Annotated in this window: 12 protein-coding genes and 2 tRNA genes; 5 read left to right on the top strand and 9 right to left on the bottom strand. The window is 36.2% G+C overall.

What is annotated here, in order from left to right; all coding sequences use genetic code 11:
• Positions 1–309 precede the first annotated feature (309 nt).
• Positions 310–1278 (bottom strand): flagellar motor protein MotB, encoded by a 969-nt coding sequence (locus tag V6255_RS12735; RefSeq protein ID WP_341628498.1) that lies wholly within the window; start codon positions 1276–1278, stop codon positions 310–312.
• Positions 1278–2048 (bottom strand): flagellar motor protein PomA, encoded by a 771-nt coding sequence (gene pomA, locus V6255_RS12730; RefSeq protein WP_341628497.1) that lies wholly within the window; start codon positions 2046–2048, stop codon positions 1278–1280. Before pomA ends, V6255_RS12735 begins: the two co-directional genes overlap by 1 nt.
• 217 nt (positions 2049–2265) lie before the next feature.
• Between pomA and xseB the strand changes: the two genes are divergently transcribed.
• The 3 genes from xseB to dxs are packed head-to-tail and all read left to right on the top strand — an operon-like array spanning position 2266 to position 5288.
• Positions 2266–2499 carry an exodeoxyribonuclease VII small subunit gene (gene xseB / locus V6255_RS12725; RefSeq protein ID WP_160061150.1) on the top strand — a complete coding sequence of 78 codons (234 nt, stop codon included), beginning with the start codon at positions 2266–2268 and terminating at the stop codon, positions 2497–2499.
• 36 nt (positions 2500–2535) lie between these two features.
• Positions 2536–3426 carry a (2E,6E)-farnesyl diphosphate synthase gene (gene ispA / locus V6255_RS12720; RefSeq protein ID WP_341628496.1) on the top strand — a complete coding sequence of 297 codons (891 nt, stop codon included), beginning with the start codon at positions 2536–2538 and terminating at the stop codon, positions 3424–3426.
• Between the two features lie 2 nt (positions 3427–3428).
• The gene (dxs, locus tag V6255_RS12715) at positions 3429–5288 is read left to right on the top strand and encodes a 1-deoxy-D-xylulose-5-phosphate synthase (RefSeq protein WP_341628495.1); all 1860 of its coding nucleotides are present in this window, start codon (positions 3429–3431) and stop codon (positions 5286–5288) included.
• Positions 5289–5500: 212 nt separating this feature from the next.
• Here dxs and V6255_RS12710 read toward each other — a convergent pair whose 3' ends face one another.
• The 6 genes from V6255_RS12710 to V6255_RS12685 form a co-directional block, all read right to left on the bottom strand.
• Positions 5501–7072: an ABC transporter substrate-binding protein gene (locus V6255_RS12710; RefSeq protein WP_341628494.1), complete on the bottom strand. Its 1572-nt coding sequence runs from the start codon at positions 7070–7072 to the stop codon at positions 5501–5503.
• A 2-nt stretch (positions 7073–7074) separates the two neighbouring features.
• Positions 7075–7593: a phosphatidylglycerophosphatase A family protein gene (locus V6255_RS12705; RefSeq protein ID WP_341628493.1), complete on the bottom strand. Its 519-nt coding sequence runs from the start codon at positions 7591–7593 to the stop codon at positions 7075–7077.
• A 9-nt stretch (positions 7594–7602) separates the two neighbouring features.
• The gene (gene thiL / locus V6255_RS12700; protein ID WP_341628492.1) at positions 7603–8646 is read right to left on the bottom strand and encodes a thiamine-phosphate kinase; all 1044 of its coding nucleotides are present in this window, start codon (positions 8644–8646) and stop codon (positions 7603–7605) included.
• The gene (gene rluF / locus V6255_RS12695) at positions 8643–9647 is read right to left on the bottom strand and encodes a 23S rRNA pseudouridine(2604) synthase RluF (RefSeq protein WP_341628491.1); all 1005 of its coding nucleotides are present in this window, start codon (positions 9645–9647) and stop codon (positions 8643–8645) included. Before rluF ends, thiL begins: the two co-directional genes overlap by 4 nt.
• Positions 9648–10216: 569 nt before the next feature.
• Complete coding sequence (locus V6255_RS12690; RefSeq protein ID WP_341628490.1) at positions 10217–13753, bottom strand: EAL domain-containing protein; 3537 nt, start codon at positions 13751–13753, stop codon at positions 10217–10219.
• A 597-nt stretch (positions 13754–14350) separates the two neighbouring features.
• Positions 14351–14436, bottom strand: a tRNA-Leu gene (locus tag V6255_RS12685).
• 369 nt (positions 14437–14805) lie between these two features.
• Here V6255_RS12685 and V6255_RS12680 point away from each other — a divergent pair.
• Together V6255_RS12680 and V6255_RS12675 are read left to right on the top strand one after the other, a co-directional pair.
• Positions 14806–16587, top strand: a complete 1782-nt coding sequence (locus V6255_RS12680; RefSeq protein WP_341628489.1) for a choice-of-anchor I family protein — start codon at positions 14806–14808, stop codon at positions 16585–16587.
• A 229-nt stretch (positions 16588–16816) separates the two neighbouring features.
• Positions 16817–16892: transfer RNA gene (locus tag V6255_RS12675), tRNA-Ala, on the top strand.
• Between the two features lie 83 nt (positions 16893–16975).
• Here the strand turns inward: V6255_RS12675 and tesB are convergent.
• The gene (tesB, locus tag V6255_RS12670) at positions 16976–17890 is read right to left on the bottom strand and encodes an acyl-CoA thioesterase II (RefSeq protein ID WP_341628488.1); all 915 of its coding nucleotides are present in this window, start codon (positions 17888–17890) and stop codon (positions 16976–16978) included.
• Positions 17891–17898: the final 8 nt, after the last annotated feature.

The raw sequence follows: 17898 nt of genomic DNA, 5'->3' as shown, positions 1-17898 counted from the left end.
AGTTGTAGGAGATAGTTGTTCTCACTTCAAAACTCACAACGCAATTAGGGGTAATTTTAACCAGCAAGAATGATCACCTTATTAATTCTTTTGGTATTTTTACAAAATGATTGCTTAATGCCATTGTCCTTTTGATAGACAACCGCTCCTTTAATAGGCATAACAAAGATGATAATAAAAAGCCCCACGTTAACAGATGTTAACGTGGGGCTTTTTATTACAAAGAGATGAGCTTAGGTAAAGCTAAATAAAATTAAGTTAAGTTAAGTTAAGTTAAATAAAGTAATTCTTAGATTTAAATAACCTAAGTTACTCTACAGATATCTCATCAGACTCTGCTGCCTCACCTTGCATGATCATGATTTCAACACGACGGTTACGACGTTGTTCAGCAGGCGTATCACCTTCAACTAATGGTTTAGTATTAGCATAACCTACCACTAACATTTTTTTATCTCTAATCCCTTTTAACTTAAGCATTTCTTGAGCAACAGAAACAGCACGTTGTGCAGATAAATCTAAGTTAGAGCGATATAGCTCTGATTGTATTGGTTCATTATCAGTATGCCCAGCAACCGTTACCACACCAGGTACATCAACTAATATTTTTGCCACTTTCGCAATCACAGGCCTAAAGCGAGGCTGTAAAAAAGCAGAACCTGCAGGAAAAGCGCCTTTTTCTCTGACACGAATAATCAACTGCTGTCCTAAAGATTCTATTTCAATCGCACCATCTTCAATCTCTTCACGTAAATCTTCAGCCACTTTCCTGGTAAGTGCCTGCTGTGAAGCAGTGCTAGCACTAGCTGCCTGCTCAGTTTGCTCTAGTTGTTCTTCTGATTGTTCAGCAACTGATTTAGAAACCTCAGCAGATAATACCTCTTTCGTTTCTTCATTTACTTGTAAAGAGGTTTCTCGAACAGGTACATCTTGTTGTCCACCAGAGCGGCTACTATCACCCTCTTGAAAGTCTAACGTCGTTTGAGTAACCTCAGTCGTTCGCTGCATGATCACTTCGATAGGTGTCGGTTCAGGTTTACCTGGCCTAAACTCCTGTGCAATGACCGAGGTCCCTTTAGGAATATCTTTTACTTCTAATTGGTTTTGTACACCAAAAGCAAATGCCATTGATCCTGCTATTTGCTTAAATTTTAATACATCCATTTCTGAGAATGATAAAAGTAAAACAAAGAAGCACATTAACAATGACATTAGATCTGCAAAGGTCCCCATCCATGCAGGTAATCCCTCGGGGGGACATTTACATTCTTCTTCCATTACTCAGCCCCACCATCATCAGCACTACCTCGTTTAGACTCAGGTAGGTAATTGCGTAATACACCTTCAATAACACGTGGATTTTGACCATCTTGAATACCTAATACACCATCTAAAATAAGGCTACGATTCAGTTTCTCTTCTTGGGCTCTTAATTTTAATTTATCTGAAATTGGCAAAGCAACCATGTTTGCCACTACCGCACCATATAATGTAGTCAATAACGCAACAGCCATCGCAGGACCAATTGATTTTGGATCATCCATATTTGATAACATAGCAACCAAACCAATTAAAGTACCAATCATCCCCATCGCAGGAGCCACATCACCAAAGTTTTTAAATATATCAGCACCAATTTCATGTCGCTCAGAGGTTAACCTAATATCATTTTGTAGGGTTTGACGAACCACGTCTGCATCATGACCGTCAACTAGCATATCAACCCCTTTCTGCATGAAAGGATTACTAATTTCAGCTTCTTCAAGTGCTAAAAAACCACCTTTACGGGCAGCATCAGCCATTTCTACTGTTTTTACTATTAGCTCTTCAGGTGAGTCAGTCTTAAACATAAATGCTTTCATCGCAATTTTGACGGCACCAAAAAATTGTCCAATGTTATATTTCATCATTACAACGAATGCTGTACCGCCAAACACGATCAAGATAGAAGTCACATCGACAAACATATCGAGTGTTCCCCCCATCAGCATCGCCATTACAACAAAGCCAAAGGCGCCTATAATTCCAACGAGTGTTGCTAAATCCACAGATAAATCCTTTTTAATTTAATATTAATGCGTTGTTATGTAGATAGTATAGCTATTTATGGTTAGTTTGCAGCCATAAACTATTATTTAAAATCAAATATTTTGCAACTCACTAAACAGCTTACAACTTCACTCTTTCGAAATTATTTTTATACCTTAGTTTGACATCCTTAACAGGCACGGTAATCTTGCACAAATTATAGAAAAGAGATCTCCCATGGCCTTAAAAAAACCTGAAAATATGCAATATGAAGAAGCAATTACTGAACTTGAAAAAATTGTTCAACATTTAGAGGGTGGTGACTTACCGCTCGAGGATGCGTTAAAACAATTTGAACGAGGTATTTCACTAGCACGCAGTAATAGTCAAAAACTACAACATGCTCAGCAACAAGTCAGCATTTTAATGCAAAATGATGTACAAGCGCCTTTACAAAATTTTGAAGAATAACTTTTTGTCTTCCATTTCCAATACTAAGCAGCCTAGATGACACAATTAACTTCTACCATGCAACAATTTCAAGTACGTGTAAATGAACAGCTTGAAAAACATATTAATTACTCGAGCCCTGCTTCAATAAAATTAAATGAAGCAATGACTTACGGTGCATTACTAGGAGGAAAACGTGTCAGACCTTTCTTAGTTTATGCCGTTGGCCAAATGCTCGGTAGCAAACTTGAAACACTTGACCCAATTGCTGCGGCTATTGAATGCATTCATGCTTACTCTCTAATACATGATGATTTACCTGCAATGGATGATGATGCGTTACGTCGTGGTCACTCGACCTGCCACATAAAATACGATGAAGCCACGGCTATTTTGGCTGGTGATGCATTACAAACATTAGCATTTGATATTCTATCTACAGACATTGAATATTTATTACCTCAACCACAGTTGAAAATCATCAATATTTTGGCGAAAGCTTCTGGTGAAAAAGGTATGTGTGCGGGACAAGTATTAGATATAGCCGCTGAAAATACGGCAATCTCTTTAATTGAGCTAGAAACGATACATAATGCAAAAACTGGTGCACTCATATTAGCTGCAGTGCAAATGGGCGCTTTAACTAAAGCTGATATTGATCCACAAGAGTTTGCATTATTGTCTCGCTTTGCAACTGCGATAGGATTAGCTTTCCAAGTACAAGATGATATCCTAGATATCACTAGCGATACACAAACCTTAGGTAAACCGCAGGGTTCTGACCAAGAATTAAATAAATCAACCTATCCAGCTTTACTAGGTTTACCTGCTGCACAACAAAAAGCACAAGACTTATATAAAGAAGCGCTTCATGCTTTATCGCAATTACCTTATAATACTCAGTTACTCGAGTTGTTCTCTCACTACATCATCAAACGTGATAAATAAATATGCCATTGGATTTAAAAAATTACCCGTTGCTAGCTGATATTAATTATCCAGAAGATCTGCGTCTATTAAAAAAACACCAGCTCCCTGCACTGTGCGAAGAATTACGTCAATTTTTATTAACCAGTGTTAGTCAAACTAGTGGTCACCTCGCTTCAGGTTTAGGTGTAGTCGAATTAACGGTCGCTTTACATTATGTTTACCATACACCGTTTGATCACCTAGTTTGGGATGTCGGCCATCAAGCCTATCCGCATAAAATCTTAACGGGTCGTCGCGACCAAATGGAAAATATCCGCATGTTTAAGGGCTTACACCCTTTCCCTTGGCGCGAAGAAAGTGAATACGATGTATTAAGTGTTGGTCACTCATCAACGTCTATTGGTGCCGCACTCGGTTTAGCGATTGCAGCAGGAAAAGAGAAAAAAGACCGTAAAGTCGTTGCCGTGATTGGCGATGGTGCAATCACTGCTGGAATGGCATTTGAAGCTTTAAATCATGCAGGTTCTTTGCATAACGATATGTTAGTGATCCTCAATGATAATGAAATGTCTATTTCTGAAAATGTCGGTGCTTTAAATAATCACCTCGCTAAAATATTATCTGGTGATTTATATACTCAATTTCGTGAAAGTAGCAAAAAAGTATTATCGAATATTCCCCCCATTAAAGAATTAGCGAAGAAGACTGAAGAACATTTAAAAGGCATGGTTTCACCAGGCACTATTTTTGAAGAATTCGGTTTTAATTATATTGGTCCAATGGATGGGCATAATGTGATTGCATTAGTCGATACATTACGCAATATGCGTTCTCATTCGGGTCCACAGTTTTTACATGTGATGACTAAAAAGGGTAAAGGCTACAAACAAGCTGAACTTGACCCGATCACTTATCATGCGGTACCCAAGTTTACACCCGATCAAGCATTACCTATTCCTAAACCGTCTGCACCGACTTTTTCTAAAATATTTGGTCAGTGGTTAAATGACATGGCCGATAAAGACCCTAAACTCACCGCAATTACGCCTGCTATGCGTGAAGGTTCTGGAATGGTTGAGTTTTCTAAACGCCACCCTGATAAGTATTACGATGTTGCTATCGCAGAACAGCATGCTGTGACATTAGCAGCAGGTATGGCGATTGCAGATTTAAATCCTATCGTTGCTATTTACTCAAGTTTTTTACAACGTGCCTACGACCAAGTGATCCACGATGTAGCAATTCAGAACCTCGGTGTTTTGTTTGCTATTGATAGAGCGGGTATCGTTGGCGCTGATGGTCCTACGCATCAAGGGGCTTACGACTTAAGCTTTTTACGTTGTGTGCCTAACATGACGGTGATGACCCCTTCTGATGAACAAGAGTGTCGTAATATGTTATACACCGGACATTTACTTAACACACCAGCGGCTGTACGTTATCCGAGAGGTAGTGGAACGGGTATAGCAGTTGAAGCAGTAATGACACAATTAGAAATTGGTAAAGCAAAAGTCGTTATAGAAGGTAATAAACTTGCTATTTTATGTTTTGGTACGTTTTTACAAGCGACGATGCCAGTGGCAGAAAAACTCAATGCTACGTTAGTCGATATGCGATTTGTAAAACCATTAGATAAATCATTATTGAAACGACTTGCTGAAAGCCATTCTCAGATTGTGACGATTGAAGAAAATAGCATTGCCGGTGGCGCAGGTTCTGCTGTTAGTGAATTTTTAATGACACAGCAATATACGGGTAAAATACAACACTTAGGCCTACCAGATTCATTCATTGAACAAGGTACACAACAAGAAATTTATCACATGTTAAAACTTGATAGTGAAGGTATCGAAGAACAAATAGTAAGCTTCTTTACATAACTATTGGGACTTTACAGGTAGGCTTTAAAAGCTACGCTTTGTTAGTGTTTTGAGACAATCTTTGTTGAATAACCCTAACTTACTGGCTTTTACTAGATAAGTTTAAGTAATATGACGAATTAAGCTTTTGAAAAACGATGATTTTAAAAGCCTAATAAAACTACAACATAATGAAGTAATTAACACCACGTCATTATGTTGCAGTTCTTATATTAGCCTTGGTTTTTCTCTTTCAACTTTAATAAAGTATCTTCATTTTTAGGTTTATCTTCAGTATTTTTTAATTTAAGTAACGACCAATATGGGATTCCGTTACTTGAAAATATTTCATCTAAATTAAATTTATTATTTTGAGCCCAAATTTTGTCTTGATAAAACAATGGGATAACCCAGTTACCTTGCTGTAAGGTTTTAAAGTAAGCAGATTCCTGTTGAAAGTTATCCTTTAACCCCTGCCCCTTAAACTTATCTTGTAAATAACCTGTTAAATAGCTTTGTAAAAATAAGTTTTCATACATATTATCTCGACTCATTAACTGAGTCTGCCAAGTAGAAACAGTTAAGTCATAGTATAAGTTAGTATTTTTCCATATTTCTTCAGAACTAATTTCTTGCGTAGCAACAACGATACCAGCTCTCTTCAACATTTTACTTAATGCTTCAGCTACTTTTTTGGTATTCCCAACATCATCTAACATTACCAATAAAGACATTTGTTTTGGTAATTTCATGGCTTTGACTAACGCTTTAGATTTTTCTAAATCGTATTCAGGCATATCTTCTTTTGTTTTATCTTGTTTATCTGAAAACGTATTGTCGGCTAGCGCCATCACAGAAGGATGCACTTGACCATTATCCTTTAAGATATATTTCAACATACCCGCTTGATTGATTGCTAGGTGAATAGCATCACGCGCTTCTTTATTTTTTAATACTGGTGATAATTTATCGTTAATCGTTAAAAAAACGACATTTGAAGACGGTACTTTAACTAAGTTTTTCGTCGTATTACTTTCAAGGTCTTCGGTACTTTTATTAGGAATTGCATAACTCACCTGTACATCATCAGCTAACAATGCAAATAAGCGAGATTGGGGCTTATTAATACGCATAAAACGAAAGAATTGAACCTTAGGAAAACCGTCCCAATAATTTGGATTGGCAACAACAACCATTCCTAAAACAGGATTATATTGTTGTATTAAATAAGGACCAGTCCCAGACATCTGTAAATTTCTTACGGGTGGGAGTATTATTGATGGAGAGCTATTTAATACGTTTGTATTACTTTCATAGAACCTTGAGTCTAATATAAACACATTGGTTAAATAGTCTAACAGTTGGATATCACTGAGACTTGTTCTGATATCAAAGCTATTTTTATGATTAGCTTTAACCCAATCTAACTTACTTAAAAAATTACTGTTAATTTGTTTCTTTGCTTGCTCAAAGGACCAAAGTACATCATTTGAAGTTAATAAATTACCCGTATGAAAATGTATATTATCACGAAGAAAAAAACGCACAGTTCGTTTATCGATACGCTTCCAATTTTTGACCAAACGCGGTTCTATTTTTTGGTTTTTATCCCAGCGAAATAAAGGATCAAATAGTAGATGTTTAAATTGCTGTCCCATTAATGCTTGATCAGAATAAGGATTAAATGAAACAGGTGTTTTATCTATAGCAACGGTAATGGCCTGTGGATTAAATATATTCTGGCTTTCTGCAATACTACCAGTTGTATAAAACGTCACAGTAAGAATAAGCCAACGTAATAACATATTTACCCCCAATATTGAATTATCAAAAGCAATCCAATTGCAGCAAAGACTCCGGCAACGATATCGTCAATCATGATCCCAAAGCCGCCATGCACTTTTTTATCTAACCAACTAATAGGAAAAGGTTTTAGTACATCAAAAAAACGAAACAAAGCAAAACCAACAACACTCCAAATAAAAGGAATATCCATGGTACTTTTAAGATCAGGATAAAAGAATAAAACAGGTAACATGGTTATCCAATAACCTACAAATTCATCCCATACAATTGCTTTATGATCATGCACTCCCATCGCGTCACTAGTGACATGGCAAAACCAAAAACCTGCAAAGCTAGTGATGACTAAAACCGCAAAATAGGATTCAATATCAAGCATGGCTAATAAATAAAATAGAGGTACCGCCGCCAGTGTGCCAAATGTACCAGGGGCTTTAGGTGCTAAACCACTACCAAAACCAACGGCGGCTAAATGCATTGGATTGGATAGTTTTAAGCCTTTTAAATCATCTCGATTTAACATTTTTTTACCTTATTTAAAATGATCCCAACCAGTGCTATTAACATCAACAGGTTGTTGTAGATAAGTGAATAATATGGAAGATACAGCGGAGGCTGTTGTCAATTTTTCACATTCAATTTGCTTTTGCTTAGTTATTTTTCCAATTTCATAACAAGCTAAATCGTCGTATTTTGACTGTGTATTTAGCAGTGCTTTAAAGGCACTTACTTTATCTGCAGGAATGGTAAATAATAACTCATAGTCATCACCACCATTAACCGCATGTTGCCATACTTGAGATAATGAAAGATGATCTAGTTTAATTTCATTTAATATAGCGTCTGAAAAAGGCAAATTTTCTAACGTAATTTCAGCACTACATTGAGATTTGTTAAGAATATGAGAGAGATCTTGACTTAGGCCATCAGAAATATCAATGCAACTTGAGGCATAACCTACGAGTAATTTAGCTAAATGTAAGCGAGGCTCTGTTAACTCTAATGCGTTGACAAAGGCTTGCTGATTATCTTTAGTAAACAATTCCGTTTCAGTGGCCAATAATTTAACCAGTAAACCTAAAGCGCCATCGCCTAAACAACCACTAACAAAAATGACATCACCAATCTTTGCATTACATCGTGTTAAGGCTTGTCCTGTTTTGACTAATCCTTTCGCTGAAACGGTAATCGAAAGAGGTCCTTTTGTGGTATCACCACCAATTAATTTAACGTTGTATTTATCAGCTAAAGCAAAAAAGCCTCGACAAAACTCAGCTAACCAAACTTCATCGATTTTTGGTAAAGTAATAGCTAAAGAAACCCACTTAGCTGTCGCTCCCATTGCCGCTAAATCACTTAAATTAACAGCTAACGATTTATAACCTAAACGGTAAGCATCGACATCCTCAAAAAAATGAACGCCGCTCACTAAGCTATCTGTGGTAACAGCTAGTTGATGATCGCAAGGTACATCTAAAATTGCACAGTCGTCGCCTATACCAATTTCAACGCCATCAACTTTATTTGTTGAACGCTGAAAGTAACGTTTAATTATATCGAATTCACCTTGGCTCATTTTCTTTTTAATGACAACTTTGGTTTATTGGTTGTTGTGCTTGGTTTTGCATTTTTATTAATAAATACTTTCTTGGCTTTAGGCGCACTTTTATTGTTTGCACCGTATTTATCATTTCTATCGCTCTTTTCTACTTTTCCGCTTTTTTCTACTTTTCCATAATAAGCACTAGAAGTGCTAGGCTCTGATGATTGCTTTTGACGAGATAATTTATCACTATTTGTTTGGTCAGTCGTACGTTGTTGTTTAGGTAAAGTAGTATTAACAGCTGTTTTTGAAGAGCCTTCAACAGCAGTATTAATCTCTTCCATCTCTTTTTCAGAGAGGTTTCGCCACTGCCCTACTTTTAGGTTATTTAACGTCACATTCATGATACGCGTTCGTTGTAGACGTGTAACTTCATAACCTAAATATTCACACATACGACGAATTTGGCGGTTTAAACCTTGCGTTAAAATAATAGTAAATACAAAACGACTTTCTACTTTAACAGTACAAGGTTTAGTAATTGTGTCTAGAATAGGTACTCCACGCTGCATACGGTCAACAAAACGTTCGCTTAAAGGTTGATCTACTGTGACACGATATTCTTTATCATGTGCATTTTCAGCGCGTAAAATTTTATTAACAATATCCCCATCACTAGTAAGAAAAATTAAACCTTCAGAAGGTTTATCTAAACGTCCGATAGGGAAAATACGTTCTTTATGTCTAATAGCATCAATAATATTACCGTAAACCTCACGTTCAGTCGTACAAGTAATACCAGTTGGCTTGTTATAAGCTATATAAATGCGATCTGACTTATTGGCTGCGATTTTATTAATACGCTTACCGTCAACAAACACCTCATCGCCAGGCTGTACTTTAGTTCCTAACTCCGGAACTTGCCCATTAATTTTAACGCGGTTTTGTTCAATTAACTTATCTGCTTCACGTCGAGAACAATGCCCCGAATCACTGATAAATTTATTAAGACGCTTCTCGATATCTTGACTCACAGTAAACCCCAATGCTATTTATTTAACGACCAACTAAGCGCCGTATTAAAGCATAATCAGGATGTTAACGGAAATAAAATGAAGTGATATCAATGATACACGGTGAGATTATTTGAAGATTTTCTTTTATAGCTGAATGCTTTTAATAATAGTATGGATCTTATCTCAAACCTTATATCCCCGTTACTATTCAAAGTGCAAAGTTCAGGAAGCGCTAGTGTGAAAAGATTCTAGGCTAAAATAGGAAGATTTGACGGGTTAAATCGATTATTCTAACAACGAAAATATTTACTTCGCCACTTGTCCTCTAAGTCGTGAACTTGAAAATCAACTTGCCTTACAACCTTTGATAAGGGCTTACCATTGTCATCATGTGCGTCTAATTTGAAGTCCAAGTTAACGATTGAACAAAGCACATCGAAAGGTATAAATATCTAAATAATATTATCAATAATAAGCATTCTATTCAGTAATGTTTTATTAGTGATCCCCAACCTTACTTATACTTTTTATTATCTGAATCCAAATGTTGAAAACAATGGATAACGACACTTACCCGTTAACTAATATTAACCATTAATATTTAAGTCATATGCTGACCAAGCTTTATCTGGCTTCCAATTCTCAGACCATTCTAATACATCAATAGCAGGCATTGGTCTTGCAATACCGTAACCCTGAGCTAAATAACAACCTAACGCTAATAATGCGAGTCCATGCTCAAGCGTTTCAACACCTTCGGCAATGATATTAAGTTCGAAAGCTTTAGATAATCCCATTACCCCTTCAACAATCGACAAGTCATCAGGATCATCCAACATACCAAAAATAAAGCTTTGATCTATTTTAATTAAGTTAACAGGTAAGCGTTTTAAATAAGTTAACGAACAATAGCCTGTACCAAAATCATCTAATGCAAAGCCAACACCTAACTCAATACATGCATGCATTATTTTTGATACATCTTTAACATCAGCTAATTCACTTGTTTCTAATACTTCTAATTGAAGAGACCCTCTAGGGACATCTGGATGGGCAGCTAATAATGTAGATAATCTGTCGACAAAAGCCGCTTGCTGTAACTGTAGCGCATCGATATTAACACTAACAATAATATTGAGACCTAGTTTTTGCCAATGAGATATTTGAGTAAGGGCAGTATCAATCACCCACTCTCCTACATTGATTGTCAATTCATGGCGTTCTATGACTGGTAGAAATTCAATAGGAGGTAATAAACCTCGCTCTGGATGCTGCCAACGAATTAATGCTTCCACCCCTATCAATTCACCGGTTACCATATTAACTTTAGGTTGGTAATAAAGCACAAACTCATTATCTTGTAATGCAGCCTCTATTCTAATCAATTTTTCATGCTGATTTTTTAAGGCTATATCTTGGGCCATATCAAATAAATGATATCGATTTTTACCTTCTTGCTTGGCCGTATACATAGCTTGATCTGCATGACGTAATAATTGTTCTGCATCAACATTGTCATGAGGATAGATGGTGACACCAATACTTGCAGAAATGTTAATAGTGGCATGACCAATTGTCAGAGGAGCTTGTACTACCGCAAGTAACTCTTCTAAAATAGGTTCACAATCATGGGCATCATCAAGATTTCCTAATACGGCAACAAATTCATCTCCACCGAAACGAGCAAGTGTACCTTCATCCCCTAGAGAAGCTTGTATCCGAGAAGCAATTTCTACTAATAATTTGTCTCCAGTATTATGACCATGAGCGTCATTAATTTCTTTAAAGCTATCTAAATCAAGAAAAACGACCGCTAAAGATTGATTTCTTTTTGTACAAGACAACATTGCTTGTTTTAAACGATCAGCCAACAAGCTTCTGTTAGGTAAATTAGTCAACACATCATAGTGTGCAATACGTTCTAATTGACCTTGTTGTTCTTTTATTGCACTGATGTCTGTGTATAACGCAATATAATTTGTTATTTGTCCTAATGCATCGCAAATAGTGCTGACAGTCAGTAATTGAGAAATAATCGTTCCATCTTTACATCTATTGCGGATTTCACCTGTCCAATGACCTTTCTCTGAGACAACATCATATATTTCACTATAAAGCTCATCAGACTCTAAACCAGACTTAAACAGAGACGTTTTTTGGCCTATCGATTGGTCTTTTGAATAACCACTTATTTTTGTAAATGCATCATTAACATCGATAATATTATTATTTTGGTCAGTAATCATAACCGCTTCTTTAGCATGAGTGAAAACACCAGCGGCTAGTTTTAACTTATCTTCAATTAACCTTCTTTCTGTTATATCGATACCAATCGCATAATACTTCCCATCTTCGTTTGAGACAGTACAGGACCAATCAATTAAACGATATTCGCCCCCCTTGCTCATGCAGCGCGTTTCAAATGAAAGAAGATCTTGTTCTGTCTTTAATTTAGTTGTCACTATTTTAGATTTTTGAATATCATCTGAGTGCATTAACGCTAATACATTAGTACCAACCAGTTCATTTGAGGTATACCCAAGAATTGATTCCCACCCCTTGTTTACTTTAATAATTGATTTATCGAAATTAATGATGGCATGCAAGTTCATCGGCAACTTAAAGAAATTATCTAACGTATCCTGATTACGTTTATCTTCTGTTATATCTTTAACTAATGTAGCAAAACCATTAATAATGCCCTCTTTATCAAGAATAAGGGTGTTATACCAATTACAATTAATGGTACGACCATCTTTAGTTATATTTACACCTTTAAAGTTAGTTCCTCCTTCTTGCCTTAATAACAATCCATATTGATCTATGAATTCAGCTTTTAAGTTAGGTGAAACGATTAAATCACTAATATCGGCACCAATAGCCTCACTCGATGAATAACCAAATATATGTTCAGCCGCACGATTCCATTCAGTACAAACGAAGTTTTTATCCCAAGTGATTGAACCAAGTGGTGTATTTTGTAAATGTCTAGATAATCTTGTTTCACTTTCTTGCAAAAACGCTTGGCTGTACTTGAGCTGCTGCTCTGCATACAACCTTGTTTTTGCCATTAAAGAAAAATGTTCTTGTAGATCAATCAGCTCTTTGGTTCCTTCCACAGAGTTCACGCTTTCAGTGAGGCCTAATTCAAGTTTTTTAGTAGAATTTTTAAGCGCTTTAAGTGGTTTTAAAATGCTTTTATTAATAGTAAAAATAGCAAATAAGATGCTAATGATAATGAAAGCAATTAACAGTGAGATGATTTTCAAAAGCCTTGAATCAATAAGCGCTAATTCATTTTCAAAAGGGATACCAACAGTAATATTGACCGCACCATCAGCATCACTACCCTCGTTCATGTTTATCAATGCCCGACTCACAAATATGCGCAGATAATTATTTGAATCTTCAACTAATTTTACTTTTTTATCTGACATTGATTTAACAGAATATTGAACACTATCTAAGGAAAGCCCAAGTTGGGCTTTATTCTCAGGGTAAACTGCAATAATTTTATTATTAGAATCTGTGATATATGCAACTGACTTTTCAGGTAAGTTAGCATGTTCAAGTTGCTCGCTCCACCAATCAAGCGAAACAACAGCAACGGCAGCCCCAACAACCTCATCATTTAATGCATTGATAATAGGATAAGCAAAATTAATACTCGTCTTTTCAGCGGCTCGGTCAAATTGAAATTGACCAATAGTAAATGCTCTGTTTGTTATTGCTTGTTGAATATAAGATCGGTCTGAAACATTAACCGGTTCACTCAATGGTGTGGCACTACAAAGTAATTGTCCATCCGCACTGGGTGCACCTAGATTGACGTAATAATCTGTTAAATGATGAATATTAACTAAAAACTGATGACATTCAATTGAACTAGGGTTTAATAATATTGGCGATTGAGATAAACGTTGTAAAAAAATTTTTGTTTTTTCTATTATTTCTGTTTGTTCCCATGTGATGTTATCGACAGCCACCACAGCAAATTGTCGAGCACTTTTTATCGCATTATTACGATCTGAAGTTGCTTGAAATAAAACAGCAACCAATCCTGGTAATGTAACAATAAAAATCAAAAATAATAAACGAGATTTTAACGTATGGAAAAAGTCCATTATTTATCTATACCTTATCTAAGTCTAACGACTTCAAACTAGCGTGTAGCATCCAGTAGTTGAGCTTTTCAGTCCTTGAACTCAAAAATCACATGAGGATTTGTAATACTAATAATTATTACATCAAATTTAACTGAGTTATTCCAAAAGGTCTATAAAACAATAGTGTATATAGGCCTCTAATTTCGCATTTTAACATGACAAAGGCCTAAAGTGATTGAAGTTTAAAATGTAATTTTTATACCTATTAGTAGGTTGGTAGAATTTATTTAAGGAATTAAAAAATTTATTGAATTAGCTATGCATTATTTATTTTTACTTTATGCCAATCTGGATAAATAAATGGTCTATTTAGGCGTGAGGGAAAGCGGATACTAGCAAAGCGTTGATTGCAGTAACTGGATTCTCATTACAAAATCAACAACGAAGCTAGCATTCATTTTAACATGCATAAATGGCTAGATAATTACTTTAGATTGGTACAAGTTATTTTAACAAGTAAAATAGATCAGTTAATTAGTGTGATTGGTATAATCAATAAACATAAATTTTAGGCAAAAAAAAAGCTTCGCAAATGCGAAGCTTTTTTCTTAAAATTGGTGCCCGGAGACGGACTTGAACCGTCACGACCATAAGTCGAGGGATTTTAAATCCCTTGTGTCTACCGATTTCACCACCCGGGCGATTGCTTTAAAGCGTTCTCAAGCAAGTGAGGCGTATTATAGAGAAGTTAATTTTAACCACAACCCCTAAACAGTAATAAAATCAAAAATATGAACTGACTGTCGATAATTTCAACACTTTGATATTTAACAAGCAATTATTGTTTAAGATTCATACCCAAGCTTGAATGATAAACTCAAATATAATGTCCGTAATATGATTTTCATAAAGTATCGCCACATTAAATGACCTTTATTCCCTCTTTAACAAGCTTTCCGTTTTATACTTACTATTGAATAAATCATTTTAAAGCAGCGATTTAATAAAATAGTCACAATAATAAGATACAAATATGTCTACTTTATCCAATATGACATGGAAGCCTTACGATGAAACATAATTTAATCACCAGTATTATTCTTTCTTCAACTATCTTCAGTTGTTCAACTATCTCAGCTCAAACAACAAAACAAGTTCAACTATCCAGTATTAAACTGATTGAAGCGGGCCGATACCACGCTAATATTTTTGACCAAAGCGCAGCTGAAATTGTCACCTTCGATAAATTAACTCAACAAACCTTCGTAGTGAATGCACAGTCAGGGAAAATAGATGTACTTAATAGCAGCAATATAGACGCCCCGACTTTAGCGAATAGCCTAGATCTTAAAGCCGATATCAAACAATACTTAAATGAAGAAGCTGGCGCGGCGAATAGTGTAGATGTTTATAATGGATTATTAGCCGTTGCCATTGAAGCAAAAAACAAAACAGATAAAGGCTGGGTTGCCTTCTATGATACTTCAGACTTACGTTTTGTATCTGCACATTATGTTGGCGCCTTACCAGATATGCTAACTTTTACACCTAATGGAAAGCAGCTTGTTGTTGCACTTGAGGGTGAGCCGAGTGTTGGAAATTACGCTGTCGATCCTGAAGGTGAAATAGCAATCTTAGATGTCCATTGGCAAAATAAACAACTCTCTACCAAGGTGACTCATTTAAACTTCACTGATTTTAATGAAGGTGGTTCCCGACATAACGAACTGCCTAAAAATATCCTGTTAAATGGTTATCAAGCGAGTATTGCTGAAGATGTAGAACCAGAATATATCGCGATTAACCAAGACAGCAGTAAAGCTTACGTTGCTTTACAAGAAAATAATGCCATTGCAGTTGTCGATTTAGTGACTAAAAAAATAGAACGTATTATGTCGCTTGGTTTTAAAGACCATCTCATTAAAGGCAATGAAATTGATGGTGACGATAAAGACAAGCAAGCACGGTTAAAAAACGAAGCATTATTAGGCATGTATCAACCAGATACGATTGCAACAGTACAAATTAATCACATTGATTATTTACTGACGGCAAATGAAGGTGATGATAGAAGTGATTGGGTCACTGAGTTATCTCAAAATGAATGTGAACAAGGCCATTTTTATTATCACTTAGAAGATAAGCACTGTGCAGATGATCTTAAGTTAAAAAATGCTTTTTCTAGTGATATTTATTCTCCTAAATCAATATCTGCAACATTGGACTTATCAAACTTTAAACAAGGTGGCTCACAACAATCAACTGTCAAAACAATCAAATTTTCTCATTCTTTAACAGCAAAACACGGTGATTTAGATGGTGACGGTAAAATTGACCGTTTATTAACCTTTGGCGGCCGATCTTTCTCTATTTGGGATATGAGCAGTTCAACAATGATCTTTGATTCCGGCAGTGATTTTGAACGAATCACGGCTAAAAAATACGGCAAAGATTTCAACCAAACACATAACAAATTAAAAGCAGAGGATCGTAGTGCTAAAAAAGGCCCTGAACCAGAAGCACTCACTACGGGTGTGATTGAAGGAAGGACCTATGCATTTATCGGCTTAGAACGAATGGGTGGGATCATGGTTTATGATATCAGCGAACCTAGTGATGCACAGTTTGTACAATATTTAAATAGCCGTGACATGTCTGTTAATCCAAAAGATAATAAACAAAAAAATGCAGATGGCGTTAAAACTTATCAAGTCGATGCGGGAGATTTAGGGCCTGAAGGCTTTAAATTTGTCAGTGCAAAAGACAGCCCTTCTGGCACACCTATTTTAATCGTAGGAAATGAAGTTAGCGGGACGACTCGCTTTTATAGAATTAATACACAGGTAAAATAGCCCTGCTAATGATAATTAACTGAGCTAATGTGCAACTTGATCTACACGTCCTGATCCACACATTAAGGTGTTTTGATTATTTGAAATTGACAACTAAAAATAGTGCGAATACAATCCGTTCTGTTTTTAGTTGTTTAATTAGCAGTTGGTTAATGAGTAATTGGTTAGCAAAGCGTTAATTAACTTATTAAACGAGTTAGCAATATTAAAAAATGATAAACAATATAGTGGGGCTATAGCTCAGCTGGGAGAGCGCGACGCTGGCAGCGTTGAGGTCTGCGGTTCGATCCCGCATAGCTCCACCACTATATTGTTCATTTAAATCTCTTCGTGTTTAAACTCTTATCTTTACAATCTTATTTTTAACACGACAAAAATGGTTTACTCTTTATTTACTCTCAGTATTCTCTTGCAGTGCATCTGTTTGTGGCGCTGTTTTCAATTTACGACGTTGTCGAATCAACCCTTCTTGGACACTTGAAGCCACTAACTTACCTTCTCTCGTAAAGAACTTACCTGAAACTAAACCACGGCCATCAGAGGCAACCGAACTTTCCACTGAATACAATAACCAATCATCTAAACGGAAGTCATGATGGAACCACATAGAATGATCAATCGTCACCACTTGCATCCCTTCACTTAAAAAAGAAACACCATGAGGTTGTAATGCCGTCGGTAAGAAGTTGAAATCTGAGGCGTAGGCTAATAAATAACGATGAACACGTAAATCATCAGGCATATGCCCATCAGCCTTAAACCACACTAAACGTTTAGCAGGTTCAATTTCCGGTTCAACAGGGTTAACTAAAGATACAGGTCTCATTTCAATAGGTTTTTCAGCAACCAATTTGTCACGAATAAAGGCAGGTAATAAATCAGAGTGTAACAATGCCATTTCTTGCTCTGAAATAAGGTCTTCTGGAGCAGGTGCTTCAGGCATAACATCTTGGTGCTCAAAACCTTTTTCAGGGGCTTTAAACGAAGCCGTCATATAAAATATTGGCTTACCGCTTTGTATTGCTTTAATGCGCCTTGCTGACAGTGATTTACCGTCTCTTATTCGCTCGACATCATAAACAATGGGTTGGTCCGTTTTACCAGGACGTAAGAAATAAGAATGGAAGGAATGCACTTGTTGCTGAGATTTAACCGTTTCTTTTGCTGCAGAAATGGCTTGGCCCATTACTTGCCCACCAAAAACAGCACCATAACCTAGATCTTGGCTCTGACCGCGAAATAAATTCTCTTCTAACTTCTCTAAACTTAACTGTTTTAAAAGATCGTTTAATACTTTGCCCATATTCTACT

This window comes from Psychromonas arctica (assembly GCF_038155225.1).
Lineage (GTDB): Bacteria > Pseudomonadota > Gammaproteobacteria > Enterobacterales > Psychromonadaceae > Psychromonas > Psychromonas arctica_B.
Note: the sequence above shows the minus strand (reverse complement) of the source record. Positions and strands in the feature narration are given on the sequence as shown.